Raw genomic sequence first — 25,852 nt, 5'->3', positions numbered from 1 at the left:
GCTGCAGTTTAAGGGCCGGCGGCTTCGACGGCCGTCCCTGGTTCATGACCGCACTCCAGGGCGCGGTCTGTGCACAAGCGCCGCTCCAGCCAGCAGGCGCCGGGGAACCGGCTTTGCCGGGCCCCTGGCATCGTACCCTCGGGGGGAAGGCATCGAAGGCGACTCAGGGAGCTTCATAATCACTTTCATGCACCTCTCCAGCCCCACCCCCTTCCCGCAAAGCCGCCCACGCCGCCTGCGCCGTGACGCCTTCACCCGCAACCTGGTGCGCGAGCATGCCGTCACGCCCCACGACCTGATCTACCCCGTGTTCGTGCACGAGGGCCAAAACCAGCGCGAGGCCGTGCCCTCCATGCCCGGCGTGGACCGCCTGAGCCTGGACCTGCTGCTGCCGGTGGCCGAAGACTGCGTGAAGCTCGGCATCCCCGTGCTGGCGCTGTTTCCGGCCATCGCCCCCGCCCTCAAGACGCCCGACGGCAAAGAGGCGCTGAACCCGGATGGCCTGATCCCGCGCGTGGTCCGCGCCCTGAAGAAAGAGTTTCCCGACCTGGGCGTGATGACCGACGTGGCGCTCGACCCCTACACCAGCCACGGCCAGGATGGCGTGCTCGACGACACCGGCTACATCATCAACGACGACACGGTGGAAATCCTCACCGGCCAGGCCCTCACCCATGCCGAAGCCGGCGTGGACATCGTGGCGCCCAGCGACATGATGGACGGGCGCATCGGCGCCATCCGCGAAGCCTTCGAGGTGCAGGGCCACATCCACACCCGCATCATGGCCTACAGCGCCAAATACGCCAGCGCCTTCTACGGCCCCTTCCGCGATGCCGTGGGCACGCGCGGTGCGCTGGGCAAGAGCAACAAGTTCGTCTACCAGATGGACCCGGGCAACAGCGACGAGGCGCTGCGCGAAGTGGCGCTGGACATCGCCGAGGGCGCCGACATGGTGATGGTCAAGCCCGGCATGCCCTACCTCGATATCGTGCGCCGCGTGAAGGACGAGTTCCGCGTGCCCACCTTCGCCTACCAGGTCAGCGGCGAATACGCCATGATCAAGGCCGCCGCCGCCAACGGCTGGCTTGACCACGATGCCGTGATGATGGAAAGCCTGCTGGCCTTCAAGCGCGCAGGCGCCGACGGTGTGCTGACCTACTTTGCACGCGATGCGGCAAGGGCTCTTCAAAAATAATCGCTACTTGCGCTCGCACAGCAAGCGCTGGAGGCACTGTTGACCTCAGAACCTGGTGCCCTGCGCATCTTCCACATCCACAACGGCGGCGTGCAGGAACTGGCCGGGCTGCCGGCGCAGATGCCCGCCCAGGGCTTTGTCTGGATGGCCTGCGCACGCCCGGCATTCCAGGCGCGGCTGGCCGAGATCCAGGCCAGCCTGCAGGCCCTGGCGGGGCTACAGCTGGTGGACCTGCATGTCTCCGACCTGCTCAACACGCAACTGCCCTCGCACTACGACTACACCGCGCAGTACGACCTGCTGGTGTTCCGCCGGCTCGCCACGCAAAACGGCGCGGCCCCGCAAGAGCCCGGCGCCACGCCAGCACCCAGCCCGCTCAAGCGCAGCGGGCCACCCGTGCTGCGGCGCATCGACACCAGTCCGGTGGGCTTCGCGGTGTTTGACCAACTGCTCCTGACCGTGCACCCGACCGACTGCGCCGTACGCGACGCCTATGCCGCACGCCTGCTGGCCGACGCTCCGGCCCCGGCTGGCGAAGGCCGCAGCAGTGCGGTGCCCGGCGCGCGTCGCCCCGCCAGCCCCGCCGACCTGATGCTGCGCGTGGCCAACCTGATGGTGGACGGCTACCTGGACCTGCGCCGCGAACTCACGCGCCAGCTCGACCACTGGCAGACCGAGCTGCTCAAGCCCCGGTCGCGCTATGTGAACTGGAACTCGCTGCTCGAAGCGCGCCTCTCGCTGCACCAGCTTGACGACATCTGCGAAGACCAGCGCACCGCCGTGCAGAACTGGATCGACGCCCTGGAAACCTGGGCCGTCCCCGAAAGCAGCGCCGGCCAGCGCGACCTGGACCTGCTCAAGGTGCGCAGCCGCGACCTGCTCGAACACATCGAACGCGTGGTGCACCATGTGCGCCGGCTGGAGCAGAGCACCGAAACCGCCGTGCAGATGCACTTTTCGGTGCAGAGCAACCGCACCAACGACATCATGCGCACGCTCACCGCGCTGACCGCGGTGTTCCTGCCGCTGAACCTGATCGCAGGCATCTTCGGCATGAACTTCGAATTCATTCCGCTGGTGCACAAGGCCGACGGCTTCTGGTGGGCCATGGGCTCGATGGCGTTCATTGCCGTGGCGCTGGTGGCGCTGTTCTGGCGCAAGCGCTACCTGGCGCGCACCAGCGGACAGTGACCGGCGCCACGCCCGCGCCCTCTGGAAGACGCCGGCCTACCCGACGTGCTGGGCAAAAAAAGCCAGCGTGCGGTCGCGTGCAACCAGGGCCGAGGCTTCGTCATACGAGCCGCGCTGGTCGCAGTTGAAGCCATGGTCGGCTTCGTACACATGCACCTGCACTTCGGGGTGCGCGCCTGCAAAGGCCTGCACGCTGTCCACCGGAATCCAGTGGTCGCGCTGGCCAAAATGCGCCAGCACCGGCACCTGGGGCTGGCGCGCCGCCTCGTCGGGCGCGGTCATGCCGCCGCCGTAGTAGCACACCGCCGCGGCCAGGCCCCGGAGGCTGCAGGCCGCACGCCAGGCCAGCAGGCCACCCCAGCAAAAACCCACGATGCCCACCTTGCCGCCACCTTGCTGGGCGGCGTAGTCGATGGCGGCCTGGATGTCGGGCATGACGCCGTCGCCGGGCAGTGCATCCACCGCCGTCTTGTAGCCAAAGCCCACGCCCATGTCGGCTTCGCTGTAGCCCAGGTCCACCTGCGGCTGCACGCGCGCGAAGGTGGCGGGCGCCACCGCCAGGTAGCCACGCGCCGCGAAGCGGTCGGCCACGGCCCGGATGTGCGAATTGACCCCGAAGATCTCCTGCAGCACCACGATGGCACCGCGCGGTGCCCCATCGGGCTGTGCCACCCAGGCGGGCACCACAAAACCATCCTGCGACGTCAGATTGACAAACTGGCCCATGCAATTGCTCCTTGAGAAGAAAAAGGGCTGTGGCACAAAGGCACCACCGCCGCCCACCAAAGCATTCCGGCCCCGTGCCGGGATGCTGTAATGCACTGCATTCTTGCAGGAGACCGGTTTTGGACCAAGTGCAACACCGCCTGCACCAACCGCACCACCACCGCCACCGCTTTGCGCCATTCAGGAAACCGCCGATGGATCTGAAACCCCTCATCACCTTGCTGGCCATCGTGAACCCGCTGGCCATCGTGCCGTTTTTCATCCACTACACCCAGGGGTTTTCGAGCGAACAGCGCCGGCGCACCATCCGCACAGCGGCCCTGGCGTCGTTTTGCGTGATTGCCGCCTGCGCACTGCTGGGCCTGCAGATCCTGGAGTTCTTCAATATCTCGCTGCAGAGCTTTCAGGTGGGCGGCGGCATGCTGCTGCTGATCAGCGCCATGAACATGCTCAACGCCCAGCCGGCCGAGGCCAAGCCCCACACGCATGACCTGGAGCAAGGCGCCGAGAAAGCGGCGGCGGGCAGCAGCATTGCCGTGGTGCCGCTCACCATCCCCCTGCTCACCGGCCCGGCCAGCATGTCCACCGTGGTGATCTATGCCGATCGTGCGCAGACCTTCTGGCAGCACGCGGCGCTGGTGGGCTACGGCGTGGTGATCGGGCTGGCCACGGCCCTGTGCTTTTCGCTCGCCGATCCGATTGCCCGCGTGCTGGGCAAGACGGGCATCAACGTGATGACCCGGCTGATGGGCCTGATCCTGGCGGCCCTGGCCGTGGAGGTGATGGCCGACGGCCTGGGCAAGCTGTTCCCCATTCTCGGGGCGCGGTAGCTCAACCAAGCACCGCCCAGGTGTGGCACGCGGTGCCCGCCGCAACGAAGCCATGCCATACCGCATGGGCGTAGCGGATGCGGGCGTCCAGTACAAAAAAGACCACACCCAGGGTATAGGAGCAGCCCCCGGCCACCAGCCATTGCGCCCCAGCCCCCGACGCACGCTCCAGGATGGGCACTGCCGCCAGCAGCACCAGCCACCCCATGGCGAGATACCCGCCCGTGGACAACCAGGGCGATGACAGCCGGCCCATGGCCTTGAGCGCCGTGCCTGCAACAGCCACCAGCCACACCAGGACCAGAATGAAGCGGCCCCCAGGTTCCCCCAGATGCCCCGACGCAAAAGCCGTGTAGCTGCCCGCAATGAACAGGAACACCGCACCGTGGTCCAGCCGCAGGAAAACACGCTTGGCCCGTCCATCCGGCAAGGCGTGGTACACGGTGGACGCCAAGTACAGCCACACCATCGTCGCCACAAAAACGCAGATACCGGCAAAGCCCTCGGCGCTCAGGCTGCGCCCCCGCGACACCAGCCAGCCACCGGCACCCAGGGCGGCAATCAACGCCACGGCGTGGCTGGCCGCATTGGCGGTTTCCTCGCCCCGGCTTTGCGCACGCCCGGCGCAGCCCGTGAGGAGAGACCGGCCCATCGCCGCGCACCTAGTGCGGCAGCGCGGTCTGCTGGCGATCGCGCCAGGCGTGGTAGCGCGCCCGCTGCAAGGCAAAAAGCTCCACCACGCCCCACGCCATGCCGCAGCCCACCAGGCCGCACAGCATCAGCCAGCGCAAGGCGTCAATCCTGTGCGGGCGATGGGGTGGTGAATTCTTCATAAGAGAAACAGTCGTTGCCCGGCAAGTCCAGCCAACGCCAGCGTTCGTCGAACAGGTCATCGAAGAGTCTCTGCAATCCGAGCAGTTTCCACAGCATGCGAGGCCTTTGAAAGAGGTGGTTGGCTGCTGCAAGTTACCTGCGCTGTGTGACAGTTTGGCGTCCGTCGGCACATTTGCCACACCCACCCTCTGGATTCACACGGCAGGCCAAGCGAGCGGTATGCTGCGGCGTCCTCCCCCTGCCACACCGCCCTCCACCACCGTGCCCGAAAACGTTCTGCCCGAACTGCTGGCCCTGGAAAAGATCATCGAGCAGGGCGGCCCCGACCTGCAGGTGCGCGTGGTGCGCGAGGTCAGCGTGGCATCGGGCCAGCGCTTTCCCATCTATTCGATCGGCATTGGCAACACCAGCCCGCACGTCCCTGCCGTGGGTTTTTTTGGGGGAGTGCATGGCCTGGAACGCATCGGCGCCGAGGTGGTGCTGGCCTACCTGCAGAACATCGCCATGCGGCTGCGCTGGGACACCACGCTGCACCAGCAGCTCGAGCAGGTGCGCCTGGTGTTCATGCCCATCGTCAACCCCGGCGGCATGTGGGCGGCCACCCGCGCCAACCCGAACGGGGTGGACCTGATGCGCAATGCGCCGGTGCAGGCCCTGGACCGCGTGCCTTTTCTGATGGGTGGGCAGCGGCTGAGCGCCGGCCTGCCCTGGTACCGTGGTCACCCGGGCGCACCCATGGAAGTCGAAAGCCAGGCCTTGTGCGAGGTGGTGGGCGCCGAGCTGCTGCCCCGCCCCTTCAGCATTGCGCTGGACTGCCATTCGGGCTTCGGGGTGCGCGACCGCCTGTGGTTTCCGTTTGCCCACACCCGCAAGCCCATTGCGCACCTGAACGAGCTGCATGCACTGAAGGACATCTTCCTGCAGGCCCACAGCAACCACCAGTACATCATCGAACCCCAGAGCACGCAGTACCTGGCCCATGGTGACCTGTGGGACTACCTGTACCTGCAGTCCTGCGAGCAAGCGGGGCGCATCTTCCTGCCGCTGACGCTGGAAATGGGCTCGTGGATCTGGATCAAGAAGAACCCGCGCCAGCTGTTCTCGCGCCTGGGCATCTTCAATCCGCTGATCGACCACCGCCAGCAGCGGGTGCTGCGCCGGCATCTGGCGTTGCTCGATTTTCTGTCGCGCGCGGCCTGCAGCCACCAGCGGTGGGTGCCCGGAGCCGAACATTACGCGCAACGCCGCGCCAACGCGCTGGCCGAGTGGTATTGAACATGGACACCTGGGTTCTGCTGCGCGGACTGACCCGCGAAACCGCCCACTGGGGGCGGTTTGCTGACGATTTCCAGAGCGCATGGCCCGGGGCCCGCGTCGTGTCGATCGACCTGCCGGGCAACGGCCTGTTCCATGCACAGCAAAGCCCGGCCACCGTGCAGGGCATGGTGGCGGCCTGCCGCGCCGAACTGGCTAGGCAAGGGGTGCACCCGCCGTTGCATTTGTTTGCGATGTCGCTGGGCGCGATGGTGGCCACCGAATGGGCCCGCACAGCGCCGCAAGAAGTCAGCGGCTGCGTGCTGGTGAACACCAGCTTTCGCCCGTTCAGCCCCTTTTTTCACCGGCTGCGCCCCCGCAACTATGCGGCCTTGCTGGGCCTGGCGCTGCTTCCCCGATCGGCCGACGCCATCGAACGCACGGTGTGGCGGCTGACGAGCAACGCGCCCGACCCGCGCAGCGCCGTCATCCGCGACTGGGTGGCCGCCCGCACCCTGCGCCCGGTGTCGGCCGCCAACGCCCTGCGCCAGCTGGCGGCGGCGGCCCGCTACCGCGCGCCCGCCTTGCCCCCCACCCCCCGCATCCTGCTGCTGGCCAGCCAGAACGACCAGCTGGTGGACAGCCGCTGTTCGCAAGCCATTGCCCGTGGCTGGCACTGCGCCCTGGCCCTGCATGCCGATGCGGGGCACGATCTGCCGCTGGATGCGCCCCAGTGGGTGATAGAACAGGTGCAGCAATGGCGCGCGGCCACAGCCCCATAACCCGGGCGGGTCGAACGGGAATCGATACAAAAGCACAGAAAGCGCTCATCCATCAAGCGCTATTAGCGATCAAGAACAAAGCAAACATCAGCAGCACCCGGCAGCAGCCCCGGCCCCCTGCCGCCGCCGTTCAGGCCACGGCTGCGGCCACAGCGGCGGGCGCAGTGCCCTCGTCCGAGCAGCTCGCGCCGCCGCAGCCATGGAGCAAGCCATCTGGCAGCGCATCGGGCGCATGCACCACCCCCGTGGTCGCATCAAAGCCCACCCGGCGCAGATGCAGGGCCAGGGCGGCGTCCATGCTCTGCGCATGCTGGGGAAACCACAGCGCCAGCTCGGCCGCCATGGCACGCACCACATGCAGCTCGCCCTTGTCCGCCGCACGCGCGGCACCGTCGCGCATGACCTGCAACACCACCTTGTGCTGCAGGGCATGGCAGTTGCCCGAGGCAAAGCCGGTGGAAGCCATCCAGGCATCCTCCTGGCCGAAATGCTGCTCGGTGTGCTCCACCAGTGCCTGCCACCTGGCTACCAGGGTGGCGTCGTCGGCGGCTTCCACCGCCGCCAGCAGATCGACAAACTCGCGGTGGGTGTCATCCATGAGCGGCAGGTCCAGCGCCAGCGCCTCCGACCATTGCAGTGCAGCCATCTTTGCTTCCTTGCGTCCAAAAAAGGCGCCAGCTTAGGGGGGGAGGTTGACCGGAGTATTGACGCAAGTCATGTGCGCAGCGCATGGCCACCCGCATGCAAAAACCCCGCGCAGGGCGGGGCTCATGGGGCATCGGCAGCAGGGGGCATCCACCAGGATGTTCCCTGCTGCCGTTCATTGGCCGTACATGCGCTTGGCGTCGTCCACGCATTTGGACTTCACATCGCCCTGCAGGGTGTCGCAACGCTCTTTGGCGGCCTTGTAGTTGGCCTCGTTCTTCTCGGCGGCGGCGTCCTTGCGCGCCTCGGCCACGGCAGCACCCTTGGCGGCGGGTGTGTCGGCGGGCTGGGCCCGCGCTTCGCTCACCTTGGCGTTTTCCTTGGCGGTCACATGGGCGGCCTTGGCGTCCTTCATGCAGACGTCCTTGGCGTTGCCGCTGAGGTCGTCGCATTTTTCCTTGGCGACGGCGTAGTCGGCGTCGGCACGGGCCACGCGGGCCTTGTACTCCGCCTTGGCGCTGGGCTTGTACCTGGCATCCAGTTCGGCCATGGCAACGTCTTCGTGGCCCTTGGCTTCCTTGGCACAAATGTCCTTGGCATTGCCCGTCAGGGCATTGCACTTGTCTTTGCTGGCCTTGTATTCGGCCGAGATGGTGTCCTTCGCCGCCTTGTACTCCGGCTGGGTCATTGCGAAGGCGCTCGTGGCCAGCAGGCCGGCGGTGATGGTGGCAATCAGGGTGCGTGCGATTTTCATGGCTTGGTCCTCAGGGTAGTCTGCTGCGCAGTTGCCGCGGCACCTGTGCGCAGACAAAAGTGGTTCAACGGTTTTGGGGGCTGGTGCGCAAGAAGCGTCAGTCCCTGAAGCGGAATTCAGGATGGCGTCCCTGCCATTCCTTGAGCTGCTTTTCCGCCACATCGCGGGCGATGCCATGGCGTTCCTGCAGCTTGCCCAGCAACTGATCGCGACGGCCTGCGATCACATCGAAATCGTCATCGGTGAGCTTGCCCCACTGTTCGACCAGCTGGCCTTTGAACTGCTTCCAGTTGCCTTGAAGGGTGTCTTCGTTCATGGTGCGCTTCCTCGGAAATTTCGCCTCTGCCATCCACCCGGAATGCGTGGAACATCTGCGTGATGCGATGGAGTCCACTGTAGAAACGATGCCCGTCGCACCGCGTAGGCCACGCCGCGAAACACGCGTCAGCGCAGGCCTACGGACATGGCAGGCAAGGACGCGGGTTGCAGCTTTGCACGGACGGCGCCACACCCCACACAGCGCCGCCCTCTCCCCGGGGGCACACCCGGTTCAGGGGCTGATCAGCGCCCCAGCTGCTCCAGCCACTGCACCAGTTCCTGGGCCAGCTGGTCGGTGGCTTCTACCAGGGCCCGCGTGCCGCCGGCGGCATCCGCGCTGGTGGCCGGTCGCTGCACGATGAACACGCGCTGACCCAGCAGCGTTTCACCAGTCGCAGCGGGTTCTGCCAGCGTGGCACGCAGGCGCACCAGACCGGCGCTTTCGGTGGCGCTGGTGAAGACCTGGCTGAACTCCTCCAGCTCCACCCGCAACACGGTGGGCAGCTTCCCAGCGGAGCGCGCCTGGGCCGCACCGCTCTCGGCCGTGAGCACGGCGCGGCGCTGGCCCAGCTGATCGCGCAGGCGCTGCTGCACCAGTTGCGCGGGCGGCTGGCTCCAGCGGGCCTGGCGGTAGGGGCGCAGCTGCCGGGCGTCGGCGTAGGCCAGGCGGTACAGCACGGCGGTGCTGCCTTCGACCAGGCCCGGTGCCTCCAGATCGGCCAGCGCCAGGGGCGGCAGGGGCGCGCGCCGGTCGGCGGGCACGGGTGCCATGGCGCCCGGGCCAAAGTCGTAGTGCACGGGGCGTGACGGCGGTGAAGGCAAGGCCGAGCATCCCGCCAGAAAAGCAGCAGCAAGTACGGCTGCAACGCTTTTTTCACAAACGCTGGTAGCTATGGTTTTGGTAGTTTTCATGGCGAATGGCATCAGGGTTGGACCGCGGGCGCCTCGAAACCGGGCTCACCCGGGCCAGCACCGGCGCGGCCCGGGCCGTAAATGAAAACCTGCGGGTTTTCGTTGACTCCCCCGGCCGTGCGCCCGAACTGGCGCGCCGCACGCGAAGTGTCGTCTGCAGCGCGGTTGATGCGTGGCAGGGTGCTGTTGCCAAACTGGTCGGCCACCCGCGCCAGGGCCTGGGTGCCCTGGGTGAGCTGGTCCAGGGCGCCACCGTCGGCGCTCAGGCGCTTGGTGGTCTGACCGATGTCGGCGGCCAGCGTGGACACCTGGGTGCCGGCCTGCTGCAAGGCCTGCAGGGTCTGGCGTGCGTCGCCCGCCAGCGGCGGCAAAGCCGCCAGGGTGGGGTCCAGGCGCTCTTTCACGGTGGTGTCCAGCCGCTGGCTCAGGGCCGCCACGCTGCTGGCCGCCTGTCCCATGCTGTCGAGCACCGTGCTGAACCGTTTCTGGTTGTCGTCCCCCAGCAGCTGGTTGATGCGCTGCGTGGCTTCCTCCACCTGACCCAGGATGGCGGGGCCTTGCTCTGCCAGGCGCGACAGGGGCGAGCTGCGCAGCGGCAGCCGGGGCAGGCCACTCGGGCCGGGGGGCTCGACCGGCTGCGCCACACCTTCATCATCGAGCTGCACATGGGCCAGGCCGGTGACCCCCTGGTAGCCCAGCACGGCGAAGGTGCTGGGAGTGATGGGGGCCTGGTCGTTGACCGCGATGCGGATCAGCACATTGCCCGGCAGCTGCGGATCGAAGCCGATGCGCGTGACCTTGCCCACCGCCACGCCCTTGTAGCGCACGGCGGCCTGGGGCTGCAGGCCGGTGACGCCGTCCTTGCTGGTCAGTTCGAATTGCTGGTAACTGGTGTTGTCGCGGGTGAGCCAGATGGCCAGGCCCGCCAGCATGGCGGCCACCACCAGCACGAATACTCCGGCGGCGAGTGCGTGGGATTTGTTTTCCATCAGGATTCCTTGGCAGTGACGGCGGTGCGCACAGGCGCCATGGCGCGCTGGCCGCGTTCACCCAGAAAAAAGTGTTCGATGAACGGATGAGGGTAGTGCGCCACCTCGGCGGGTGCGCCGGTGACGATCACTTTCTTGTCGGCCAGCACGGCCACACGGGTGCTCAGGGCAAACAGCGTATCAAGGTCGTGCGTGACCATCACCACGGTCAGGCACAGCGCCGCGTGCAGCTCGCGCAGCAGGTCCACGAAATCGTCCGAGGCGCTGGGATCCAGCCCCGCCGTCGGCTCATCGAGCAGCAGCAGCGGGGGGTCCATGATGAGCGCCCGCGCCAGCGCCACGCGCTTGACCATGCCGCCCGACAGATCGGCCGGCATGCGGGTGGCGTGCTCGGGCTTCAGGCCCACCATCTGCAGCTTGACCAGCGCCGCGTCACGCACCACATCCGGCGGCAGGGTGCCCTGTTCGCGCAGCGCAAAGGCCACGTTGTCGAGCACATTGAAGGCCGAAAACAGCGCGCCGTGCTGGAACAGCATGCCCACCCGGCTGGCGGCGCCTTCGCGGCCCATTTCCGAGGCCGGCTGGCCCAGCACCGTGACGCGCCCGCGCGTGGGCCGGGCCAGGCCCAGCATCTGGCGCAGCAGCACGGTCTTGCCCGTGCCCGAGCCACCCACCAGGGCCAGGATCTCGCCGCGCTGCACCGACAGCTGCAGGTCCTGGTGCACGGTGAAGGCCGCGTCACCCTTGCCGAAGACGGTACACAACCCGGAGATGTCCACCACCGGTTCGGCAGAATCTGGCTGGGGGGATGGGGCAGTCATGGGTCAGATACCGAGGTTCTTGAACGCCACGGCAAACAACGCGTCCACGATGATGACCATGGTGATGGAGGTGACCACCGAGGCCGTGGTGCCCTCGCCCAGGCTCTGCGTGTTGGGCTTGACGCGCAGGCCCCAGTGGCAACCGATCAGGGCAATCAGGGCGCCAAAAACCACCGACTTGGCCATCGCCAGTCCGAGGTTGCCAATCTTCACCGCCGCAGGCAGCGCCTGGGTAAAGTAGGCTGGCGAAATGCCCATGGCGACATCGGCCGCCAGCATGCCGCCGGCCAGCGCCGCCAGCGTGGTCCAGACGCTGATCAGCGGCATGGCCAGCGCCAGCGCCAGCGTGCGCGGCAACACCAGGCGAAAGCCGTGGGGAATGCCCATCACGCGCATGGCATCGAGTTCTTCGGTCACGCGCATCACACCGATCTGCGCCGTGATGGCAGAACCCGACCGGCCCGCCACCAGGATGGCCGCCAGCATGGGTCCGAGCTCGCGGATCAGCGAAATGCCCAGAATGTTGACGATGAACGACTCGGCCCCGAACTGGCGCAGCTGCAGGCTCATCAGGTAGGCCAGCACCACGCCAATCAGAAAACCCACCAGCGCCGTGATGGGCAGCGCCGTGGCACCCATGCGGTACACATGGCCCGACATGTCGCGCCAGGGCCCACGGTGCGGGGCCCGCGCCAGCCGCACCAGGTCGAGCGACAGCTGGCCCACCAGTTGCACCAGGTGCCTGGCGTGGTCCACGCCGTGCAGCACCAGCACACCGAGGTGATCGACCTGCTCGGACAGGCGCCAGGGCTCTGGCGGCGGCGGCGCCACCGTCAGGCCCGCCACGCGTTCGAGCATGGCGCGCTGGGGTTCGCTCAGCAGCACGCGCTCGGGCCACTGCTGGCCCCAGTGGTTCCAGAGCAATTGCGCGCCCACATGGTCCAGCCACTGCAGCTTGCGCAGATCCCAGCCCCCCGCGGGCGCGGCATGCGCGCGCAACTGCGCCGCCAGCACCCGCCAGTGGGCGCGCTGGCCCAGCTCGGCCGCACCCCAGCGCCCCAGCAGCTGCGCCTGGGGTCCCTGGGGCGATTCGACACGGACGATGTGGGGCGAAAGGTCGCTCATGGAGGGGGCGGCACGGGCCGCCATGGTTGGACAAAATCAGGGGCGCGGCGCCGGCGGAGCGCGCCAGGACCGGACTGCACACGCAAGCACAGCCGCCGGCCCCGTGCATGCAATTATTATCAAATTGACTTCCGGCGCAATATCAACAAGCACCATTAGCTACAAATAGCGTAGCAATCCGCATTTCCCCCCTCGACAGCGGGCCGGCCCACCGCACAATGGCACCCAGCCTCTCAGCCCCTTTTTTCTTCCGCGCGACGCTGCAGCCAGCTTTCATTCCATGAGCGACACCACGTTTGACTACATCATCATCGGCGGCGGAACGGCCGGCGCCCTCCTCTGCAACCGCCTGAGCGCGGACGGCCGCAACCGCGTGCTGCTCATCGAGGCCGGTCGCAAGGACGACTACCACTGGATCCATATCCCCGTGGGCTACCTGTACTGCATCGGCAACCCGCGCACCGACTGGCTTTACCACACCGAGCCCGATGCCGGCCTGAACGGCCGCACCCTGCGCTACCCGCGCGGCAAGACGCTGGGCGGCTGCAGCAGCATCAACGGCATGATCTACATGCGCGGCCAGGCCCGTGACTACGACCACTGGGCCGAACTGACGGGCGACGCGAGTTGGCGCTGGGACAACGCACTGCCCTACTTTCGCCGCCACGAGGACCATTGGCGCCTGGACCAGCCGGACGGCGTGAACGAAAATTTCAAGCGCCTGCATGGCAACAAGGCCACGGGCAGCCAGGGCGAGTGGCGCGTGGAAAAGCAGCGCCTGCGCTGGGACGTGCTCGATGCCTTCGCCCAGGCGGCGCAGCAGGCAGGCATTCCGGCCACCGATGATTTCAATGGCGGCACCAACGAAGGCGTGGGCTATTTCGAGGTCAACCAGAAGAATGGCTGGCGCTGGAACACCGCCAAGGCCTTTTTGCGCCCCACCTGCTATGGCCGCCCCAACTTTGAGATGTGGACCGCCGCGCAGGCTTCCAAGCTCCTCATCGAGACGCAGCCCGACGGCAGCCAGCGCTGCACCGGCGTGCAGGTGTGGGACGGCCACGAAATGGTCACGGCCCGCGCCACACAAGAGGTCATCCTGAGCGCCGGCGCGGTGAATTCGCCCCAGCTGCTGCAGCTGTCGGGCATCGGCCCGGCCGCGCTGCTGCGCCAGCATGGCATCGAGGTGGCGCACGACCTGCCCGGCGTGGGCGCCAACCTGCAGGACCATCTGCAGATCCGTGCGGTGTTCAAGGTGCAGGGTGTGCAGACGCTCAACACCATGGCCACCTCGCTGCTGGGCAAGGCCAAGATCGGGCTCGAATATGCGCTCAAGCGCAGCGGCCCCATGAGCATGGCGCCCTCGCAGCTGGGCGCCTTCACGCGCAGCAGTGCCGACCAGCCCTGGCCCAACATCGAGTACCACGTGCAGCCGCTGTCGCTCGACGCGTTTGGCGATCCGCTGCACAGCTTTCCGGCCTTCACGGCCAGCGTGTGCAACCTCAACCCCACCAGCCGCGGGACGGTGAACATCAAGAGCGCCGACTTCAAGGCCGCACCGGCCATCGCGCCCAACTACCTGAGCACCGCCGAAGACCGCCAGGTGGCCGCCGACAGCCTGCGCGTCACACGCCGCATCGTGGCCCAGCCCGCGCTGGCCAAATACCGGCCCGAGGAATGGAAACCCGGCGTGCAGTTTGAAAGTGACGAAGACCTGGCCCGCCTGGCCGGAGACATCGCCACCACCATCTTCCACCCTGTGGGGACCACCAAGATGGGGCGCGACGATGACCCGATGGCCGTGCTGGACTCCCAGCTGCGCGTGCGCGGCATCGCCGGGTTGCGGGTGGTGGATGCGGGCGCCATGCCCACCATCACCAGCGGCAACACCAACTCGCCCACGCTGATGCTGGCCGAGAAGGCGGCCGAGTGGATCCTGCAGGCGCGCAAGACGGCGTAATCGACAGCCAGCTGCCGGAGCATGGACGCCCACATAGACGCGCCCCTTCGCAAATTGTTACGAACACTTTCACAGGCCATGCCAGCCGGCCTGGCCCGACGCCGGGCAACCACAACGCTGGACGCACGGCAACAGGGGTGGGAAATCCCCAATGCACCACCGAGGGGCAGCCGTTAAAGTCATGCCACTCGAAAGCGCGCTTCGGTGTGCCAAGCGAGGGGCCCGAGGAGACATTTCTACCAACAATCCAATTCCAAGCACCCAACGAGGTGCATTCTTTTTTCAGGCGCTGGTGATCCCAGCGCCTTTTTCTTGCCCGTTTGTCGTGCAAGCCACCCCGTCGATTGCCCCGAATCTCACCAAATTGATAGCAAACAAGGTGCGAAAATCCGTCGATGGAATGGATTTTTATCACCCTGGCCTCGCTGCTCGCAGGCTTTGTGGATGCGATTGTGGGCGGTGGGGGACTGGTGATGGTGCCAGCGCTGTTTGCGGCCTTTCCCGGCGCGCCACCGGCCACGCTGCTGGGCACCAACAAGGCGGCATCGGTATGGGGAACCGCCATGGCTACCTGGCAGTACAGCCGGCGTGTGCAGATCCGCTGGCCGGCCATGCTGCCTGCTGCAGCCGCCGGCTTCATGGGAGCGTTCGCCGGCGCCTGGGCGGTCACGGTGATGTCCGCAGACTTTCTGCGCAAGTTGCTGCCACTCGTGCTGCTGGGCGTGCTGGCCTACACACTGGCCAAGAAGGAGCTGGGCCAGCACCACAGGCCCCGCCATGAGGGGCGGGCCGAAGCACTGGTGGCCTGCCTGATCGGCGGGCTCATCGGTTTCTACGACGGATTCTTCGGCCCCGGCACCGGCAGTTTTTTCGTCTTCCTGTTCGTACGCCTGCTAGGCTACGATTTCCTCAACGCCTCTGCATCCGCCAAGCTGCTCAATTGCGCCACCAACATTGCTGCCATTGCACTGTTTGCCGCCAAGGGCCATGTGTGGTGGCACTTTGCCGTGACGCTGGCCATTGCCAACGTTGTGGGCAGCCTGCTCGGCACGCACCTGGCGCTCAAGCACGGCACCGGCTTTGTGCGCGGCATTTTCATCGTGGTGGTGGGCGCGCTGATCCTCAAGACCGGCTACGACGCCTTTCTGCGCTGAACCGATCCACCACCCGCCCCACAGGCCACCCAGCCAGCGATCCAGGGGCTGGCGGAAACAGGCGGTGCCGCATGGACTGCCCTCTATAATCGATTGCGTCAGTTTTATGACGCCCATTACCTTTGGGCGCTATCATTTTCCAGGCTCCGGTTGCGTGACCCGCAAGCCGGATTTTTTGTATCTGTACCACCCCGACAGGATTCACCATGAAGCTTTTCAAGTTCATCGCCTCCACCCTGGCACTGTGCGCTGTCATTTCCGTACAGGCCCGCTCCCTCGATGAGATCAAGAAAGGTGGCAAGATCATTGTGGCCACCGAAGGGCAGTTTGCACCCTTCAATTACTTCAAGGGCACCACGCTGACGGGCTTTGAGGTGGAGGTGGCAGAACTCGCAGCCAAGAAGATGGGCCTGAAGATCGAATGGAAAACCATCGGTTTTGACGCCCTGCTGACCGGCCTGAAGCAGGACCGCTGGGATCTGGTGATCGCATCGCATGGCGTGACCGAAGAGCGCGCCAAGGCCGTCACCTTCACCGCGCCGCACTACTGCTCTGGCGGCATGGTGATCGCCATGGACCCCGCGATCCGCAGCGCCAAGGATCTGGGGGGCAAGATTGTCGCCGTGCAGACCGGCACCAGCTACCTGGAAAATGTCCAGAAGGTCACGACCATCAAGGAAATGAAGAACTTCCCCACCGATGTGGATGCGCGCAGCGCACTCACCTCGCGCCGGGTGGACGCCTGGGTGACCGACCGTTTCGTGGCCAAGGAAGTGGTGGCCAAGAACCCCAAGGCAGGCCTGCAACTGGGTGAAATGGTATTCATCGAGCGCATCGCCTCGGCAGTTGCCAAGGGCAACCAGCCCCTGGCGGATGCCTGGTCCAAGGCACTGGCCGAAACCATGGCCGATGGCAGCTACGCCGCCCTGTCGAAAAAGTACTTCAACGAAGACGTACGCTGCAACTGAAAACGGGGGCTTCGGCCCTCTCTGATCCATGCTCATAGCCCTTTGGCCGCGCCACTGGAGCCGCCCGCAGCGTAGCAACGCCACGCTGGTTGCGGCGCTGGTCCTCATGGTGTTCATGCTGGCCCTGCTCGGCCAGATCCTTTCCCTTTTCCCCGAACCCATCGGCTCCAACGCGCAGGCGTTTTCCGACGGTGCGCGCACCACGCTGTGGCTGACGCTGGTCAGCGGCGCCGTGGGTCTGGTGCTGGGCACGGCTGCGGCACTGGCACGGACGGCCCGCTGGATCGGTTTGCGCTGGCTGGCGGGTTTTTACATCTGGGCCATCCGCGGAACGCCGCTGCTGGTGCAGATCCTGTTTGTCTACTTCGCGCTGCCGGTGCTGGTGCCGGGGCTGAATCTGCCCGACTTTGCCGCCGCCGTGGTGGCGCTGGGGCTGAACGTGGGCGCCTACAACGCCGAAGCGATCCGTGCGGGTCTGCTGGCCGTGCCCCGGGGCCAGACGGAAGCTGCACGCGCACTGGGCCTCGGGCGTGGCCATGTATTTTTCGATGTGGTGTTTCCGCAGGCCTTCAAGATCTCGCTGCCGCCCCTGGTGAGCAACTTCGTGGCGCTGCTCAAGGACTCCTCGCTGGCGTACGCGATCGGCGTGGTGGAACTGACCAATGTGGGCAACCGCATCCAGTCAGCGACGTTCCAGCCCATTGCCACCTTGACCACCGTGGCCCTGACCTACCTGCTGCTGACCACGCTGGTGACCCAGCTGTCCAACGCCATCGAGCACCGCTTTGATGTGGAAGGGCGCATCCAATGAGCGCCACTACGCCCTACATCGTGGCAGAAAACGTCTGCAAGTCCTTTGGCACGAACCAGGTGCTCAAGGATGTATCCACGCATTTCAGCACCGGCGAGGTGACGGTCATCATCGGCGCCTCCGGCTCGGGCAAAAGCACTTTGCTGCGCGCCATCAACCGGCTGGAGCCCCACGACAGCGGCACCATCCGCATCGGTGGCGTGCCCGTCACGGACGATCCCCGCACCTTGCAGCAGCAGCGTTGCGAAGTGGGCATGGTGTTTCAGCAGTTCAACCTGTTTGGCCACATGAACGCGCTCGACAACGTGGCACTGGCCCCACGGCGCCTGCGCCATCTTGCAAGGGCCCAGGCCAATGAGCAGGCGATGGCCCTGTTGCGCCGCGTTGGCATGCAGGACCATGCACAGAAGTACCCATGGCAGCTGTCCGGCGGGCAGCAGCAGCGCGTGGCCATCGCCCGCGCATTGGCCATGGCACCGAAGGTCATGCTCTTTGACGAGCCCACCTCGGCGCTGGACCCCGAGATGGTGCAGGAAGTGCTCGACGTCATGCGCGAACTGGCGCGCGGCGGCATGACCATGATCGTGGTGACCCACGAAATGGGCTTTGCACGCGAGGTGGCGGACCGTGTGCTGTTCTTCGACAAGGGGCGCATTGCGCACGATGCCCCCCCCACGGAGTTCTTCAACAATCCGGGAAACGACCGCATCCGCGCCTTCATCGGCCGGATGGGCACCTGAATCGCCGACGCCCCGTCGCGGCCGACCGCCAAGCACCCGGCCCCGTCCGGTGGCTGCCGCGCGAGCCTCTGACCGGCCTCCCCCTTGAACCCCCAGTGCCGCGGTGCAGCAGGCGCATGCGCTGAGCACCCGTTTCCTTTTTATGCGCTCTGAACGATTTGGACTATTGGCCCTGCTGGTGGTCACCACCGTGTGGGGAACCACCTTCCCCGCCATGAAGCTGCTGTCGGAGCACCTCGATGCCCTGCAGATCATCTGGTTGCGTTTTGCCCTGGCGCTGCTGGTGCTGGCACCGCTGTGGGTGGGCATGCGGCCCAAGGAGCGCCTGTGGGGTTGCGCGCTGGGGCTGTTGCTGTTCCTGGCCTTCTGGCTGCAGATCGAAGGCCTGGCGCGCACCACCAGCAATCGCAATGCCTTCGTCACCGGGCTCAACGTGCTGGTGGTGCCCCTGATCGCCATGGTGGCTCTCGGCCGACGCTATGGCTGGCGCCTTTGGGCCGCATGCGCCATGGCGTTCGCAGGCATGGTCTTGATGTTCCATGAGAACGACCCCTGGAATCCGGGGGACTCGCTCACGCTGGCGAGCACGGTGTTCTACGCGGTCTATATCCTGGTGCTGGAAGAGTGCGCGCGCCGCACCGTGGCGCACCCGTTGCGTGCCACACGCATGGCCGCGGCACAGGCGACCGTGATGTGCGCCTGCGCCACCGCGCTGCTGCTGGTCCGCGATGGCGGCATGGACGGGCTGCCATCGCTGGGCCAGCTGCAGACAGCGAGCTGGCTGGCGCTCGTGTACCTGGGCTTTGTGGCCAGCGTGGTGGTGGTGACGCTGCAGGCCTGGGGCCAGCAGCGCGTGGATGCCATGCGCAGTGCCATCGTGTTCGGACTGGAGCCGGTTTTCGCCGCACTGACCGCCTGGGTGCTGCTGGGTGAGCGGCTGGGGTGGTCCGGACTGGGCGGTGCGGCCCTGATTGTGGTGGCTCTGGTTTTCAGCCAGATGGGGCCACCCCGGCGGACCGCGGCACCCTCCGGTGGCGTGCAACCGGTTGCGCCCGATTAATCAGCGAATCAGGCTGCACCTCTTCTGCAGAAAGCGTTAACAGCTATTGTTTTAGATGACGCTAAGGGGCTAACAACGGGACATCGGCCACGGCACGCGGCTTGCCGATAGGCGCCGAGGCCTGCCCCTTCTGCACGGCGGCGATGTCTGCCTCGCTCGGGTACTCCCCCAGCAGCCAGTAGTCGAACACCCGGCGTGCAATGGGGGCAGCGTGCGCTGCGCCAAATCCGGCGTTTTCAACGATCAGTGCCAGCGCAATCCTCGGATCTTTGGCGGGCGCGAACGCCGTGAACAGGGAATGGTCACGCTGGTGCTCCTCCAGCGCCTTGGCGTTGTAGCGCACGTTCTGCCCCAGGCTGACCGCCTGGGCCGTTCCGGTTTTACCGCCCGAGGTGTAGGGAGCCCCCGCAAACACGCGCGTTCCAGTCCCCCCCGTGTTCACGGCCACCATCGCGTTGCGCACGATGTCCACGTTCCTGGACTGGTAGCCCAGGTTTTCGCCCGGTGGCTGCGCGATCTCCGTCACCGCCCCCGTGACTGCATTCTTCACGGCCTTGGCCATATGCGGGCGGTAGCGGGTTCCGCCGTTGACCATGGTGGCTTGCGCCTGCGCCAGCTGCAGCATGGTGAAGTTGTTGTAGCCCTGGCCAATGCCCAGCGAGACAGTTTCGCCCGGGAACCAGCGCTTCATCTCGGGGCGCTTGTAGGCGTTGCGCTTCCACTCGGTGCTGGGCAGGGTGCCGCGCACTTCGCCATTGAGGTCGATGCCGGTGGACTGGCCGAAGCTCAGGGGTTTCATGAAGTCGTGGATGGTGTCCACGCCCATCTCCACGGCCAGTGAATAGAAGTAGGTGTTGCTGGAGAACTGGATGGCGCGGTGCATGTCCAGCGCGCCCAGCCCCCCTTCGTGGCTGCGGAAGGTGCGGCCACCGAACGTGTAGAAGCCCGGGTCGTTCATGATCATGCTGGCCGAACGCTTGTTCAGTTCCAGCGCCGCCAGTGCCATGAAGGGCTTGTAGGTCGAACCCGGCGGGTACAGCCCTCGCAGGGCGCGGTTGAGCAGCGGCTTGTCGATGGATTCATTGAGCGCGGTCCAGTTTTCGACATCGATACCTTCCACGAACAGGTTGGGATCGAACGTGGGCTTGCTTACCAGCGCCAGGATCTCGCCGTTGCGCGGGTCGATGGCCACCAGCGCGCCGCGGCGGGCCCCATACAACTCTTCCACCAGTTTTTGCAGCTTGACGTCGATCGACAGCATCACGCTGTCGCCAGGCGTGGCCGCACGGCTCGACAGCTTGCGCACGGCACGGCCGCCCGCGGAAGTCTCCATCTGCTCCACACCCGTGGCGCCATGCAATGCCGTTTCGTAACTCTGCTCGATGCCCAGCTTGCCGATGTACTCGGTGCCACGGTAGTTGGCCTCTTCCTCAGAATCCTGTATCCGGGCTTTCTCCGCCTGGTTGATGCGCCCGATGTAGCCAATCGCATGGCTTGCCACTTCGCCCAGGGGATAGTTGCGAAAAAGCCGCGCCTTGATGTCCACTCCGGGAAACCGGTAGCGTTGCGCCGCAAAGCGTGCGACTTCCTCGTCCGTCAGGCGGGTGCGGATGGGCAGCGATTCAAAATTGCGCGATTCCTCCATCAAACGCTTGAAGCGGCGGCGATCCCGGGCTTGAATCTCCACCACCTTCGACAATCCATCAATGGTGTCGTCCAGCGACCCCACCCGGGAGGGCGTTATTTCGAGGGTATAGGCCGCATAGTTGGTCGCCAGCACCACACCGTTGCGATCCAGGATCAGGCCCCGGTTGGGAACAATCGGAACGATCGCGGTGCGGTTGCTCTCTGCCTGCGCCGCAAGGTCTTCGTGTCGCACCACCTGCAGAAAGAGCAGACGGGCCACGATCAGGCAGAACGCCAGAAAAACCACAGCACCGATCACCACGACCCGTGTACGAAACCGCGATGCGTCGGCCTCGACATTGCGCAGCTCCGTCATGTCCGCCATCCCTGCGGCGCCTGCGAACGGCGCTCGCGCCAAGCGGCAGGCAACGCTTCAGCGGGTGAATGGACATATTTCGTCATGCGCAAGAAAAACCTCACAGCGGCCGGTTCTCATCGCGATCCGGTGGACGGCGCTGCGGTGCCAGCAGCACCCAGCTGGCCGGGAGCCAGAGCAACGCCTCCAGCACGGGCGCGAGCAGCCCCCAGAAGCCTGGAAAGACGCCTCCGCCCACCATGCGCAGCAACAGCTCCACCGCGTGGGCCAGCACAAACAGCGGCAATACCTGCAGCGCCTGGGACGGCACACTGAACCACAGCAGCCGGCGATGCATCGCCATGGCGCCAAACGCCATCACGGTATAGGCCAGGGCATGCTGCCCCAGCCAGGATGACTGGTGCACATCCATGCACAGGCCCAGCAGGAACGCCACGCCCATGCCGATGCGCTGGGACTGGTGCACCACCCAGAACGCCAGCAGCAGCATCAGGATATCGGGCGTCCAGACCACGCGCCCGAGCGGCACAAAATTGATCGCCAGGCCCGCCACCAGGCTGGCGGCAATGAAGGCCGGGTTGACTGGCAGCAGCAAGGGCTGCCCGCGCGGCATGATCATGGCGCGCGCCCCGGTGACGGGACATTCCTGCAGCACATCACTTGCGAGCTCCCTTCTTGCCGGGAGGCACCGCAACGGGTTCGTGCTGCTCCGGCATGGGTTCTGCCACCGGCTTGAGCAGCATCACATGGCGGGCCCCCTGCACCCCGGCGATGGGGGCGCAATAAATGCGGGCGAATGCCGAATCGGCCCGCCGTTCCACGCGCACCACCTTGGCGACGGGTAGCCCCGGTGGATACACCCCATCGACCCCGCTGGTCGTGAGCAGATCCCCCTCAAGGACGTCGGCGTTCGCCGGCATGAAGCGCAACTCCATGCCACCGGCATGGCCCGCCACCGGGTCCCCGTAGGCAACGCCGCGGGTACCGGTGCGTATATTCAACACCGCGATGGCCTGATCACGGTCGATCAGCAATGTGACCTCGCTCACGAACGGATGCACCCGCGTGACCTGGCCCAACACGCCCTTCTCGTCGAGCACCGGAGCACCCAGCTCCACGCCTGCCGTCCGGCCCTGGTCCACCACCACCCGCCGGGTGTAGGGATCTGCCGTGTCGTAGAGCACCTGTGCCGCCTGGGCAGGGGTTTCCAGCCGGGTCCGAAGGTCCAGCAATTGCCGCAGATGCAAGTTTTCCTGCATCAACTGATCCGACTGGAGCGCGCGCTGCGACATCAGGACCATTTGCTTGCGGGCCGCATCGGCGTCTTCCTGGGCCGTTTTCAGGGACTGGAAATAGCCACGGCCCTGCGCAATGAACTCGACCGGCTGCAGCATCAGCCATTGCACCGGGTAAATGACGGTGGCCACCGCCTGGCGCAATGCGCCCGTGAGGTGAAAGCGCGCATCCGCCACCATCAAAAACAGCGCCAATGCGCTGTAGAGGGCCAGCTTGGAAAGGGACGATGGCCCTTGCTTGAAAAACGGCGGCGCACTGCGCTCAAGGGTTCCGAGCGACATGGCACATGATCGTAGTCAGGCGGGATGGCACGAGCACGGCCACCGGGCCGCGAATGCGTGTCCACAAGGCATGGAGGCGAACGCAGTCAGTCATGCAATGGAAAACAGGGTGCGACCCGTGCAGGCACAGGCTGCCCCGCTTTACTCGCTGGTAAAAATGCTGCCCAGGCGGTCCATGCGCTCCAGCGCAATGCCGCAGCCCCGCACCACGCAGGTCAGCGGGTCTTCGGCCACCAGCACGGGCAGGCCGGTTTCCTCGGCCAGCAGGCGATCGAGGTCACGCAACAGCGCGCCGCCGCCGGTGAGCATCATGCCGCGGTCGGCAATGTCGGCACCCAGCTCGGGCGGGGTCTGTTCCAGCGCGTTCTTGACGGCCGAGACGATCTGGTTGAGCGGGTCGGTCAGCGCTTCCAGCACTTCGTTGCTGGAGATGGTGAAGCTGCGCGGCACGCCTTCGCTGAGGTTCCGGCCTTTGACCTCCATCTCGCGCACTTCGGAGCCCGGAAAGGCCGAGCCGATGTTCTTCTTGATGGCTTCGGCCGTGGGCTCGCCGATCAACATGCCGTAGTTGCGGCGGATGTAGTTGATGATGGCTTCGTCGAACTTGTCGCCGCCCACGCGCACACTGCCCTTGTAGACCATGCCGCCCAGCGAGATCACACCCACCTCGGTGGTGCCGCCGCCGATGTCCACGACCATCGAGCCCGATGCTTCCGACACGGGCAGGCCCGCGCCGATACCGGCGGCCATGGGTTCTTCGATCAGATAGACAGCGGTGGCGCCGGCGGCCTCGGCCGCGTCCTTGATGGCGCGGCGCTCGACCTGGGTGGAGCCACAGGGCACGCAGATGATGATGCGCGGGCTGGGTGTAAACAGCGTGCGCGGGTGCACCATCTTGATGAACTGCTTGATCATCTGCTCGGTGATCACGAAGTCGGCGATCACGCCGTCCTTCATGGGCCGGATGGCCTCGATATTGCCGGGCACTTTGCCCAGCATGGCCTTGGCCTCACGGCCGACAGCCTGAATCACTTTCTTGCCATGGGGCCCACCTTCGTGGCGAATGGCGACGACAGAAGGCTCATCCAGCACAATGCCTTTGTCGCGTGCAAAGATGAGGGTATTGGCAGTGCCAAGGTCAATGGCAAGGTCGGTGGAGAAATACCGACGAAAAGCTCCGAACATTCAAAAATCCTCTCAGGCACGGCATGCACTTCGGCTTGCCGTCGCGGGGTGTGTCAGGGAGTGGTTGGGGGGCAGATTTTGCTTTTTCCGCACAATGACCGTCAGGCAGGGGGTATTGCGGCAAAGCCGGGATAATACCCCATCCCCTGTGAATAACTTCGTCCGGTTTGACCGACATCACAGCTTTACATCTGGTTTCCCTCCTTGTTCCCGTTATGGCACTAACACCCCAGGACATCGCTCGCATCGCCAATCTGGCGCGGCTCGAATTGACCCCTTCTGAGAGTGAGCGCATGCTGACTCAACTGAATGGCTTCTTTGGCATCGTGGAGAAGATGCGGGCGGTGGACACCTCGGGGCTCACCCCCCTGGCACATCCCGTCGCGGCCATCCAGGACGTGACCCTGCGGCTGCGCGAAGACGTGGCCAGCGAGCCCAACCAGCGCGAAGCCAACCAGCAAAGCGCCCCCGCTGTCGAACGAGGCCTGTTCCTCGTGCCCAAAGTGATCGAGTAAGAGCCCCGCCGCATGACTTCCACCGCATTGCATGACCTGGGCGTGGCCCAGTTGGCCACCGAACTGCGCGAGCGCCGCGTTTCCGCCGTCGAAGCCGCCCAGCATTTCCTGGCCCGCGCCAAGGCGCACCAGAACCTGGGCGCATTTGTGGCCCTGAACGAAGGCGCCACCCTGGCACAAGCCCAGGCCGCTGACGCCCGCATTGCCGCGGGCACGGCAGGCACCCTGGAAGGCGTGCCGATTGCGCACAAGGACATCTTCGTCACCCGCAGCTTCCCCAGCACCGCCGGATCGAGAATGCTGGCGGGCTACCAATCGCCCTTTGACGCCACCGTGGTCACCAAGCTGGCCGACGCGGGCGCCGTGACCCTGGGCAAGCTCAACTGCGACGAGTTCGCCATGGGCTCGGCCAACGAAAACTCCGCCGTCGCCCCCGTGGGCTTCGACACCCCCGCGCCGGTGCGCAACCCTTGGGACAGCCATCGCATTCCCGGCGGCTCCTCGGGCGGCAGCGCCGTGGCCGTGGCCGCGCGCCTGGCGCCTGCCGTCACGGGCACCGACACCGGCGGCTCCATCCGCCAGCCCGCGTCGTTCTGCGGCATCACCGGCATCAAGCCCACTTACGGCCGCGCCAGCCGCTACGGCATGATCGCCTTCGCTTCCAGCCTGGACCAGGCCGGCCCCATGGCCCGCTCGGCCGAAGACTGCGCCCTGCTGCTGTCGGCCATGTGCGGCCCGGACCCGGACCGCGACTCCACCAGCCTGGACGTGCCCGCCGAGAACTTCAGCGCCAAGCTCAACGACAGCATCGAGGGCCTGCGCATCGGCATCCCCGCCGAGTTCTTTGGCGAAGGCCTTGCACCCGACGTGCGCGCTGCCGTCGATGCCGCCCTGAAGGAGTACGAAAAGCTGGGCGCCAAGCTCGTACCCATCAGCCTGCCCCGCACCGAGCTGTCGATTCCGGTCTACTACATCATTGCCCCGGCCGAAGCCTCGTCCAACCTCTCCCGCTTTGACGGCGTGAAGTTCGGCCATCGTGCCAAGGACTACACCGATCTGGTCGACATGTACAAGAAGACCCGCGCGGAAGGCTTTGGCGACGAGGTCAAGCGCCGCATCATGATCGGCACCTATGTGCTCTCGCACGGTTACTACGACGCCTACTACCTGCAGGCGCAGAAGATCCGCCGCATGATCGCCGACGACTTCCAGAGCGCGTTCCAGAGCTGCGACCTGATCGCCGGCCCCGTGGCGCCCACCGTGGCCTGGAAACTCGGTGAACATGGCAACGACCCGCTGGCCGACTACCTGGCCGACATCTTCACCCTGCCCGCATCGCTGGCCGGCCTGCCCGGCATGAGCGTGCCCGCAGGGTTTGGCGAGGGGGGCATGCCCGTGGGCCTGCAACTCATCGGCAACTACTTCCAGGAAGCACGCCTTCTGAACGCTGCACACCGCCTGCAGCAAGCCACTGACTTCCACCTCCGCCAACCCGGAGGTCTGTGAT

28 protein-coding genes are annotated in these 25,852 nt (G+C 66.0%); 13 read left to right on the top strand and 15 right to left on the bottom strand.

The features are described from left to right. Window positions 1-187 precede the first annotated feature (187 nt). The gene (gene hemB / locus K225_RS0102885) at window positions 188-1,195 is read left to right on the top strand and encodes a porphobilinogen synthase (protein ID WP_026435008.1); all 1,008 of its coding nucleotides are present in this window, start codon (window positions 188-190) and stop codon (window positions 1,193-1,195) included. A 60-nt stretch (window positions 1,196-1,255) separates the two neighbouring features. Next, the gene (locus tag K225_RS0102880) at window positions 1,256-2,386 is read left to right on the top strand and encodes a magnesium transporter CorA family protein (RefSeq protein ID WP_081679585.1); all 1,131 of its coding nucleotides are present in this window, start codon (window positions 1,256-1,258) and stop codon (window positions 2,384-2,386) included. Between the two features lie 36 nt (window positions 2,387-2,422). Here the strand turns inward: K225_RS0102880 and K225_RS0102875 are convergent, their stop codons facing one another. Then, entirely contained in the window at window positions 2,423-3,112 is a 690-nt protein-coding gene (locus K225_RS0102875) for a dienelactone hydrolase family protein (protein WP_026435006.1), read from the bottom strand. Between the two features lie 194 nt (window positions 3,113-3,306). Here K225_RS0102875 and K225_RS0102870 point away from each other — a divergent pair, with 194 nt between their 5' ends. Continuing rightward, entirely contained in the window at window positions 3,307-3,942 is a 636-nt protein-coding gene (locus tag K225_RS0102870) for a MarC family protein (RefSeq protein ID WP_026435005.1), read from the top strand. Between the two features lies 1 nt (window position 3,943). Here the strand turns inward: K225_RS0102870 and K225_RS0102865 are convergent, their stop codons facing one another. The 3 genes from K225_RS0102865 to K225_RS22695 are packed head-to-tail and all read right to left on the bottom strand — an operon-like array spanning window position 3,944 to window position 4,872. Further along, the gene (locus K225_RS0102865; RefSeq protein WP_026435004.1) at window positions 3,944-4,594 is read right to left on the bottom strand and encodes a hemolysin III family protein; all 651 of its coding nucleotides are present in this window, start codon (window positions 4,592-4,594) and stop codon (window positions 3,944-3,946) included. A 10-nt stretch (window positions 4,595-4,604) separates the two neighbouring features. Beyond that, window positions 4,605-4,733 carry a hypothetical protein gene (locus tag K225_RS22700; RefSeq protein WP_255346453.1) on the bottom strand — a complete coding sequence of 43 codons (129 nt, stop codon included), beginning with the start codon at window positions 4,731-4,733 and terminating at the stop codon, window positions 4,605-4,607. Between the two features lie 4 nt (window positions 4,734-4,737). Then, the gene (locus K225_RS22695) at window positions 4,738-4,872 is read right to left on the bottom strand and encodes a hypothetical protein (RefSeq protein ID WP_255346452.1); all 135 of its coding nucleotides are present in this window, start codon (window positions 4,870-4,872) and stop codon (window positions 4,738-4,740) included. A 165-nt stretch (window positions 4,873-5,037) separates the two neighbouring features. Between K225_RS22695 and K225_RS0102850 the strand changes: the two genes are divergently transcribed. Both K225_RS0102850 and K225_RS0102845 read left to right on the top strand, forming a co-directional pair. Beyond that, window positions 5,038-6,051, top strand: a complete 1,014-nt coding sequence (locus tag K225_RS0102850) for a M14 family zinc carboxypeptidase (RefSeq protein ID WP_026435003.1) — start codon at window positions 5,038-5,040, stop codon at window positions 6,049-6,051. A 2-nt stretch (window positions 6,052-6,053) separates the two neighbouring features. Further along, window positions 6,054-6,812, top strand: coding sequence for an alpha/beta fold hydrolase (locus K225_RS0102845; protein ID WP_026435002.1), 759 nt, complete (start codon window positions 6,054-6,056; stop codon window positions 6,810-6,812). A gap of 130 nt (window positions 6,813-6,942) precedes the next feature. Here the strand turns inward: K225_RS0102845 and K225_RS0102840 are convergent, their stop codons facing one another. The 7 genes from K225_RS0102840 to K225_RS0102810 form a co-directional block, all read right to left on the bottom strand. Further along, complete coding sequence (locus K225_RS0102840) at window positions 6,943-7,458, bottom strand: hemerythrin domain-containing protein (protein WP_026435001.1); 516 nt, start codon at window positions 7,456-7,458, stop codon at window positions 6,943-6,945. Between the two features lie 174 nt (window positions 7,459-7,632). Continuing rightward, window positions 7,633-8,211, bottom strand: a complete 579-nt coding sequence (locus K225_RS0102835) for a hypothetical protein (protein ID WP_026435000.1) — start codon at window positions 8,209-8,211, stop codon at window positions 7,633-7,635. 97 nt (window positions 8,212-8,308) lie between these two features. Then, window positions 8,309-8,527 (bottom strand): CsbD family protein, encoded by a 219-nt coding sequence (locus K225_RS0102830; protein WP_026434999.1) that lies wholly within the window; start codon window positions 8,525-8,527, stop codon window positions 8,309-8,311. Window positions 8,528-8,772: 245 nt separating this feature from the next. Then, complete coding sequence (locus K225_RS0102825) at window positions 8,773-9,441, bottom strand: ABC-type transport auxiliary lipoprotein family protein (RefSeq protein WP_051248630.1); 669 nt, start codon at window positions 9,439-9,441, stop codon at window positions 8,773-8,775. 11 nt (window positions 9,442-9,452) lie between these two features. Then, window positions 9,453-10,430 (bottom strand): MlaD family protein, encoded by a 978-nt coding sequence (locus tag K225_RS0102820; protein WP_026434997.1) that lies wholly within the window; start codon window positions 10,428-10,430, stop codon window positions 9,453-9,455. Beyond that, window positions 10,430-11,251: an ABC transporter ATP-binding protein gene (locus K225_RS0102815; protein ID WP_026434996.1), complete on the bottom strand. Its 822-nt coding sequence runs from the start codon at window positions 11,249-11,251 to the stop codon at window positions 10,430-10,432. The genes K225_RS0102820 and K225_RS0102815 overlap by 1 nt, the downstream gene beginning before the upstream one ends. A gap of 3 nt (window positions 11,252-11,254) precedes the next feature. After that, window positions 11,255-12,376 carry an ABC transporter permease gene (locus tag K225_RS0102810; RefSeq protein WP_026434995.1) on the bottom strand — a complete coding sequence of 374 codons (1,122 nt, stop codon included), beginning with the start codon at window positions 12,374-12,376 and terminating at the stop codon, window positions 11,255-11,257. Window positions 12,377-12,656: 280 nt separating this feature from the next. Between K225_RS0102810 and K225_RS0102805 the strand changes: the two genes are divergently transcribed. The 6 genes from K225_RS0102805 to K225_RS0102780 all read left to right on the top strand — a co-directional run bounded on the left by K225_RS0102805 (window position 12,657) and on the right by K225_RS0102780 (window position 19,066). Then, the gene (locus tag K225_RS0102805) at window positions 12,657-14,333 is read left to right on the top strand and encodes a GMC family oxidoreductase (protein WP_026434994.1); all 1,677 of its coding nucleotides are present in this window, start codon (window positions 12,657-12,659) and stop codon (window positions 14,331-14,333) included. Between the two features lie 395 nt (window positions 14,334-14,728). Further along, a complete protein-coding gene (locus K225_RS0102800) occupies window positions 14,729-15,487 on the top strand; it encodes a TSUP family transporter (protein ID WP_026434993.1) in 759 nt (252 codons plus the stop codon). 206 nt (window positions 15,488-15,693) lie between these two features. Further along, window positions 15,694-16,455: an ABC transporter substrate-binding protein gene (locus tag K225_RS0102795; RefSeq protein ID WP_026434992.1), complete on the top strand. Its 762-nt coding sequence runs from the start codon at window positions 15,694-15,696 to the stop codon at window positions 16,453-16,455. A gap of 28 nt (window positions 16,456-16,483) precedes the next feature. Beyond that, on the top strand, window positions 16,484-17,266 hold the full coding sequence (locus K225_RS0102790; protein WP_026434991.1) for an amino acid ABC transporter permease: 783 nt from the start codon (window positions 16,484-16,486) through the stop codon (window positions 17,264-17,266). Continuing rightward, window positions 17,263-18,006, top strand: a complete 744-nt coding sequence (locus tag K225_RS0102785) for an amino acid ABC transporter ATP-binding protein (protein ID WP_026434990.1) — start codon at window positions 17,263-17,265, stop codon at window positions 18,004-18,006. The genes K225_RS0102790 and K225_RS0102785 overlap by 4 nt, the downstream gene beginning before the upstream one ends. A gap of 142 nt (window positions 18,007-18,148) precedes the next feature. Continuing rightward, window positions 18,149-19,066, top strand: a complete 918-nt coding sequence (locus K225_RS0102780; RefSeq protein WP_034711652.1) for a DMT family transporter — start codon at window positions 18,149-18,151, stop codon at window positions 19,064-19,066. 61 nt (window positions 19,067-19,127) lie between these two features. On the opposite strand, the gene mrdA is transcribed toward K225_RS0102780, so the two are convergent. The 4 genes from mrdA to K225_RS0102760 all read right to left on the bottom strand — a co-directional run bounded on the left by mrdA (window position 19,128) and on the right by K225_RS0102760 (window position 23,830). Continuing rightward, window positions 19,128-21,068 (bottom strand): penicillin-binding protein 2, encoded by a 1,941-nt coding sequence (gene mrdA / locus K225_RS0102775; RefSeq protein ID WP_026434988.1) that lies wholly within the window; start codon window positions 21,066-21,068, stop codon window positions 19,128-19,130. A gap of 100 nt (window positions 21,069-21,168) precedes the next feature. Beyond that, window positions 21,169-21,687 (bottom strand): rod shape-determining protein MreD, encoded by a 519-nt coding sequence (mreD, locus tag K225_RS0102770; RefSeq protein WP_026434987.1) that lies wholly within the window; start codon window positions 21,685-21,687, stop codon window positions 21,169-21,171. A 37-nt stretch (window positions 21,688-21,724) separates the two neighbouring features. Then, complete coding sequence (gene mreC / locus K225_RS0102765; RefSeq protein ID WP_026434986.1) at window positions 21,725-22,645, bottom strand: rod shape-determining protein MreC; 921 nt, start codon at window positions 22,643-22,645, stop codon at window positions 21,725-21,727. Between the two features lie 141 nt (window positions 22,646-22,786). Beyond that, window positions 22,787-23,830, bottom strand: a complete 1,044-nt coding sequence (locus K225_RS0102760) for a rod shape-determining protein (RefSeq protein ID WP_026434985.1) — start codon at window positions 23,828-23,830, stop codon at window positions 22,787-22,789. 215 nt (window positions 23,831-24,045) lie between these two features. Between K225_RS0102760 and gatC the strand changes: the two genes are divergently transcribed. Beyond that, complete coding sequence (gatC, locus tag K225_RS0102755; RefSeq protein WP_026434984.1) at window positions 24,046-24,345, top strand: Asp-tRNA(Asn)/Glu-tRNA(Gln) amidotransferase subunit GatC; 300 nt, start codon at window positions 24,046-24,048, stop codon at window positions 24,343-24,345. 12 nt (window positions 24,346-24,357) lie between these two features. Next, window positions 24,358-25,851, top strand: a complete 1,494-nt coding sequence (gene gatA, locus K225_RS0102750) for an Asp-tRNA(Asn)/Glu-tRNA(Gln) amidotransferase subunit GatA (RefSeq protein WP_026434983.1) — start codon at window positions 24,358-24,360, stop codon at window positions 25,849-25,851. Window position 25,852 lies beyond the last annotated feature (1 nt).

The sequence above is a fragment of the Acidovorax sp. JHL-9 genome, from assembly GCF_000426205.1.
GTDB lineage: Bacteria > Pseudomonadota > Gammaproteobacteria > Burkholderiales > Burkholderiaceae_C > Acidovorax > Acidovorax soli.
The sequence above is the reverse complement of the archived record's forward strand: the minus strand, read 5'-3'. Positions and strand labels throughout refer to the sequence as shown.

Bases quoted from the DNA above. Each gene is read 5' to 3' on its own strand.
- K225_RS0102820 (WP_026434997.1), bottom strand. From the start codon at position 10,430: ATGGAAAACAAATCCCACGCACTCGCCGCCGGAGTATTCGTGCTGGTG.
- K225_RS0102785 (WP_026434990.1), top strand. From the start codon at position 17,263: ATGAGCGCCACTACGCCCTACATCGTGGCAGAAAACGTCTGCAAGTCC.
- gatA (WP_026434983.1), top strand. From the start codon at position 24,358: ATGACTTCCACCGCATTGCATGACCTGGGCGTGGCCCAGTTGGCCACC.
- K225_RS0102800 (WP_026434993.1), top strand. From the start codon at position 14,729: ATGGAATGGATTTTTATCACCCTGGCCTCGCTGCTCGCAGGCTTTGTG.
- K225_RS0102825 (WP_051248630.1), bottom strand. From the start codon at position 9,441: ATGAAAACTACCAAAACCATAGCTACCAGCGTTTGTGAAAAAAGCGTT.
- K225_RS0102795 (WP_026434992.1), top strand. From the start codon at position 15,694: ATGAAGCTTTTCAAGTTCATCGCCTCCACCCTGGCACTGTGCGCTGTC.
- K225_RS0102810 (WP_026434995.1), bottom strand. From the start codon at position 12,376: ATGAGCGACCTTTCGCCCCACATCGTCCGTGTCGAATCGCCCCAGGGA.
- K225_RS0102760 (WP_026434985.1), bottom strand. From the start codon at position 23,830: ATGTTCGGAGCTTTTCGTCGGTATTTCTCCACCGACCTTGCCATTGAC.
- K225_RS22695 (WP_255346452.1), bottom strand. From the start codon at position 4,872: ATGCTGTGGAAACTGCTCGGATTGCAGAGACTCTTCGATGACCTGTTC.
- K225_RS0102840 (WP_026435001.1), bottom strand. From the start codon at position 7,458: ATGGCTGCACTGCAATGGTCGGAGGCGCTGGCGCTGGACCTGCCGCTC.
- K225_RS0102790 (WP_026434991.1), top strand. From the start codon at position 16,484: ATGCTCATAGCCCTTTGGCCGCGCCACTGGAGCCGCCCGCAGCGTAGC.
- K225_RS0102805 (WP_026434994.1), top strand. From the start codon at position 12,657: ATGAGCGACACCACGTTTGACTACATCATCATCGGCGGCGGAACGGCC.
- mreC (WP_026434986.1), bottom strand. From the start codon at position 22,645: ATGTCGCTCGGAACCCTTGAGCGCAGTGCGCCGCCGTTTTTCAAGCAA.
- K225_RS0102835 (WP_026435000.1), bottom strand. From the start codon at position 8,211: ATGAAAATCGCACGCACCCTGATTGCCACCATCACCGCCGGCCTGCTG.
- K225_RS0102780 (WP_034711652.1), top strand. From the start codon at position 18,149: ATGCGCTCTGAACGATTTGGACTATTGGCCCTGCTGGTGGTCACCACC.
- K225_RS0102830 (WP_026434999.1), bottom strand. From the start codon at position 8,527: ATGAACGAAGACACCCTTCAAGGCAACTGGAAGCAGTTCAAAGGCCAG.
- K225_RS0102845 (WP_026435002.1), top strand. From the start codon at position 6,054: ATGGACACCTGGGTTCTGCTGCGCGGACTGACCCGCGAAACCGCCCAC.
- K225_RS0102865 (WP_026435004.1), bottom strand. From the start codon at position 4,594: ATGGGCCGGTCTCTCCTCACGGGCTGCGCCGGGCGTGCGCAAAGCCGG.
- hemB (WP_026435008.1), top strand. From the start codon at position 188: ATGCACCTCTCCAGCCCCACCCCCTTCCCGCAAAGCCGCCCACGCCGC.
- K225_RS0102870 (WP_026435005.1), top strand. From the start codon at position 3,307: ATGGATCTGAAACCCCTCATCACCTTGCTGGCCATCGTGAACCCGCTG.
- K225_RS0102815 (WP_026434996.1), bottom strand. From the start codon at position 11,251: ATGACTGCCCCATCCCCCCAGCCAGATTCTGCCGAACCGGTGGTGGAC.
- mrdA (WP_026434988.1), bottom strand. From the start codon at position 21,068: ATGACGGAGCTGCGCAATGTCGAGGCCGACGCATCGCGGTTTCGTACA.
- mreD (WP_026434987.1), bottom strand. From the start codon at position 21,687: ATGATCATGCCGCGCGGGCAGCCCTTGCTGCTGCCAGTCAACCCGGCC.
- gatC (WP_026434984.1), top strand. From the start codon at position 24,046: ATGGCACTAACACCCCAGGACATCGCTCGCATCGCCAATCTGGCGCGG.
- K225_RS0102875 (WP_026435006.1), bottom strand. From the start codon at position 3,112: ATGGGCCAGTTTGTCAATCTGACGTCGCAGGATGGTTTTGTGGTGCCC.